Source organism: Devosia geojensis, from assembly GCF_000969415.1.
Taxonomy (GTDB): domain Bacteria; phylum Pseudomonadota; class Alphaproteobacteria; order Rhizobiales; family Devosiaceae; genus Devosia; species Devosia geojensis.
On the sequence record NZ_JZEX01000080.1, the window covers coordinates 1 to 3,803 of the forward strand.

Annotated in this window: 3 protein-coding genes; all 3 read left to right on the forward strand. The window is 69.7% G+C overall.

The features are described 5' to 3' along the window. The first annotated feature begins 94 nt into the window (after positions 1–94). The 3 genes from VE25_RS07225 to VE25_RS07235 all read left to right on the forward strand — a co-directional run bounded on the left by VE25_RS07225 (position 95) and on the right by VE25_RS07235 (position 3,728). Positions 95–1,285 (forward strand): pyridoxal phosphate-dependent aminotransferase, encoded by a 1,191-nt coding sequence (locus VE25_RS07225; RefSeq protein WP_052731795.1) that lies wholly within the window; start codon positions 95–97, stop codon positions 1,283–1,285. A 52-nt stretch (positions 1,286–1,337) separates the two neighbouring features. Then, positions 1,338–1,973 (forward strand): phosphoribosyltransferase, encoded by a 636-nt coding sequence (locus tag VE25_RS07230; protein ID WP_046107939.1) that lies wholly within the window; start codon positions 1,338–1,340, stop codon positions 1,971–1,973. A 330-nt stretch (positions 1,974–2,303) separates the two neighbouring features. After that, positions 2,304–3,728, forward strand: coding sequence for a GumC family protein (locus VE25_RS07235; protein ID WP_046107940.1), 1,425 nt, complete (start codon positions 2,304–2,306; stop codon positions 3,726–3,728). The last annotated feature ends 75 nt before the right edge of the window (positions 3,729–3,803 follow it).

Consider the following 3,803-nt stretch of genomic DNA (forward strand, 5'->3'; position numbering starts at 1 on the left):
ATCTGTCCCTCTCCCACAAGGGAGAGGGGGAGGTGTCATCTTCCCGGCCAGGCGGTATGAGTGGAGGCAGTCGTTACCTGCCGGACCCACGCCCTTGACCGCTTCCATCCCGCCCGCCTTCGCACCCCTGCCCCGCCCCGAGGTCGTCGAGCTCACGTCCTCGTCCATCCGCGACATCGCCAATGCGGGGATGGGGCGGACGGACATTGCCGCGTTCTGGTTCGGCGAGAGCGATCTGCCGACGCCGCAGTTCATCGTCGAGGCGGGGATGGCGGCGATGGCGCGGGGGGAGACCAGGTACATCCACAATCTCGGGATGCAGTCGCTGCGCGAGGCGATCGCGGGCTATTCCTCGCGGCTCCACGGCATCGAGCTGCCGGCATCGCGGATAGCGGTCACCTCCTCGGGCGTTTCGGCGCTGATGATCGCCATGCAGATGGTGCTTTCGCCCGACGACAAGGCGGTGGTCGTCACGCCGATCTGGCCCAACATCGCCGGGATGCCGCGGCTCATCGGCGCCGATGTCATCCGCCATCCGCTCATCATCGAGAACGGGCGCTGGCGGCTCGACGCCGAGGCGCTGATCGCGCGGCTGACGCCGGACGTGCGCATGCTCGTCGTCAACTCGCCCAACAACCCGACCGGCTGGACCATCGCGCGCGAGGACCAGCAGCGGCTCCTTGCCCATTGCCGCAAGCACGGCATCTGGATCCTTTCCGACGAGGTCTACGAGCGCCTCTGCTTCCGGCCGGACGAACCGGTCGCGCCCTCGATGCTCGCCGTCGCCGCGCCCGAGGACCGGCTGATGGTCATCAACAGCTTCTCCAAATCCTGGCGGATGACCGGCTGGCGCATCGGGTGGCTGACCATGCCCGAGGGACTGATGGCGGACCTGCCCAAGGTCATCGAATACAACACGTCCTGCGTGCCCGGCTTCGTGCAGGGCGGGGCCCAAGCCGCGGTCTCGGACCCGCGCGGCGAGGAGTCGATCGGAGAGCTGCGCGACGGCCTCATCGCCTCGCGCACCGCGCTCATCGAAGGGCTCCGCGAGATCGGCGGCATCGAGGCGCCGGAAGCGGACGGGGCGATGTACACCTTCTTCCGCATGGAAGGGCACACCGACAGCCTCGCGACCGCCAAGGCGCTGGTCGCCGAGGCCGGGCTCGGCCTTGCGCCGGGCAGCGCCTTCGGGCCCGAGGCGGAAGGATGGCTGCGCTGGTGCTACGCGGCCGACGCGCGCAAAATCGCCGACGGGTTGGAACGGCTCAAGCGCTTTCTCGGTTGAGCCGGAGACCGGCAAACCTGCCTCGCGCCTTATCGGCGGGGAGGAGGACAGCATGTATCGGGATCGGCACGACGCTGGGCGCGCCCTCGCCCGGCTGCTGACGGAGATGGCGAACGCCGACGCGTTCGTCCTCGCCCTGCCGCGCGGCGGCGTGCCCGTGGCCGAGGAGATCTGCGCCGCGCTCGGCGCGCCGCTCGGGCTCCTGCCCGTGCGCAAGATCGGACTGCCGGGTCAGAGCGAGCTCGCGGTCGGGGCCATCGCCCGCCACATCGCGGAAGCACGTGTGCTCAACGACGATATCGTGGCCGCCGTCGGCCTGACTCCCGATGAGATCGAGCGGCTGACCAGACGCGCCCGCGAGGAGCTCGACGCGCGCCTCGCTGCATTTCCCGCCAGGCCGCGTGATCCCAAGGGCAAGACGGCGATCCTCGTCGACGACGGGCTCGCGACCGGCGCCACCATGCGCGCGGCCATCGCCGCCCTGCGGCTGGAGCACGCCGGCGAGGTGGTGGTCGCCCTGCCGGTCGGCGCGCCGGATACCGTTGCCGAGATCGGGCGGACCGTCGAGCACATGGTCTGTCCCTTCCAGCCGCGCCCGTTCCGCTCGGTCGGCGAGCACTACCTGCATTTCGGACAGGTCGAGGACGAGGAAGTGCGACGGATACTGACTCGGTTCGGGGAGAGCTAGAGAGTGCCAGACCTTGTTGGAATCGGCGGTTCCCGCGTCCCTCCCTTGAGGGGAGGGATAGAGGATGGGGTGGCTCTGTGGGGAGCCGATGGACCCCCACCCCCAGCCCCTCCCCTCAAGGGGGAGGGGAGCCGGGCGTCCCGTTCCGCCCTGCGGGACACCTCCTCAAGAGGAGAAGGGAACTCCGTGCTTGCGGCAAGCACCGGAAGCAAATACTGTATAAGTATACTTCCGAATATTTATGCATATTAACGTATTATCCAGCATAAATTACTACAAGATTGCTCATCTGCTAAGTTTCGTCTGTCACCATCGAAATACCGACGGACGATGTTCCAGTACCGACCCCAATCTCCCGATCTGCCCCTGGCTGCCGCCGACGATCCGCTGGCGACGGTGCGGCAGTTGTGGAAGGCGCGGAACTGGGCTCTGGCCGGCGCCGGACTCGGGGCCGTGGCGGCGCTCGCCGTCGCGCTCGCCTGGCCGCCGACCTTCCAGAGCACGGCGCAGATCTATATCGACCCGCAGAACCTGCGGCTGGTGCAGCGCGAGATCACGCCGGCGGTGCCGAGCACCGACGCGGGCGTGGTGCTGATCGAGAGCCAGGCGCGCATCCTCGAATCCACCTCCGTGCTGGAGCGCGCCGCCGAGGCGCTCGATCTCGCCGCCGACCCGGACTTCGCCGGCGGGAGCAATCCGCTGCGGGCGCTGCTCGATCCGCTGCTCGGCCCGCCCGCCGGGGACGCGGACCAGCGCGTGCTCACCGCCCTCGCCAAGGCCGTGCGCGCCGTGCGGCTCGATCGCACCTATATCGTCGAGGTGCACGCCAGGGCGCGCGAGGCCGGCAAGGCCGCGGCAATCGCCAATGCCGTCGCCGACGCCTATTTCGCGCTGCGCGAGGAGCAGCGGGCCGAGCAGGCGGGGCTCGCCTCGAACGAGCTCGAGAACCGGCTTGAGCTGCTGCTCGCCACGCTGCAGGCGGACGAAGACGCGGTCGAGGCGTTCAAGGCCGCCAACGGGATCGTTGCCAGCAACGGCGCGCTGCTCGCCGAGACGCAGTTGACGCAGGCCAACCAGGCGCTGGCGGCAGCGGGCGATGGCGTGCAGCAGGCCGAGGCGCGGCTGGCGCAGCTGCGTTCGCTTGCGGCAACGCCGGCGCTGCTCGAATCCCTGCCCGAGGCCACAAGCTCGAGCGAACTGCAGCGGCTGCGGGCCGAGCTCGACGCGGCGCGCCGGCAGGTCGACACGCTTTCGGCGACCCTCGGGCCGCAACATCCGCAACTGGTCAGCGCCCGCATCGCCGCGCAGGCGGCGGGGGACGGGTTTTCGGCAGTCCTCAACCGGCTCGTCGCCAATGCCGAACTCTCCCTTATCCGCGCCCGCGACGTGCAGCAGAGCGCCCGGAGCGAGCTCGATCGTCTCGTCGGCTCGCTGCAGGCGCTCGACGCGCACCAGATCCGCCTGCGCCAGTTGACGCGCGAGGCCGAAGCCAGCCGATCGGTCTACGAGGAAGCGCTGCTGCGCGCCCGCGAGACGCGCGAGCAGGCGGAGCTCAGCACCGTCAACGCCTACGTCGTCTCACCGGCCTCCGCCCCCGCCTATCGCAGCTTCCCGCCACGGCTCTCGCTCCTGCTGCCGGCGGCGGTCCTCGCCGGCGCAGGGTGCGGCCTCGGGGTGGCGCTGCTTCTTGCGCGCTGGCCGGCCGCACAGCCAAGCCGGACGCGAGCGGAACTGGAGGCGGCTCATGCCGGCTGATACGCTTCAGTTGTCACTGGAATCGTCGGCTCCATCGCCTCCCTCCCCCTTGAGGGGAGGGAACGAGGGTGGGGG

Bases quoted from the DNA above. Each gene is read 5' to 3' on its own strand.
- VE25_RS07235 (WP_046107940.1), top strand. From the start codon at position 2,304: ATGTTCCAGTACCGACCCCAATCTCCCGATCTGCCCCTGGCTGCCGCC.
- VE25_RS07230 (WP_046107939.1), top strand. From the start codon at position 1,338: ATGTATCGGGATCGGCACGACGCTGGGCGCGCCCTCGCCCGGCTGCTG.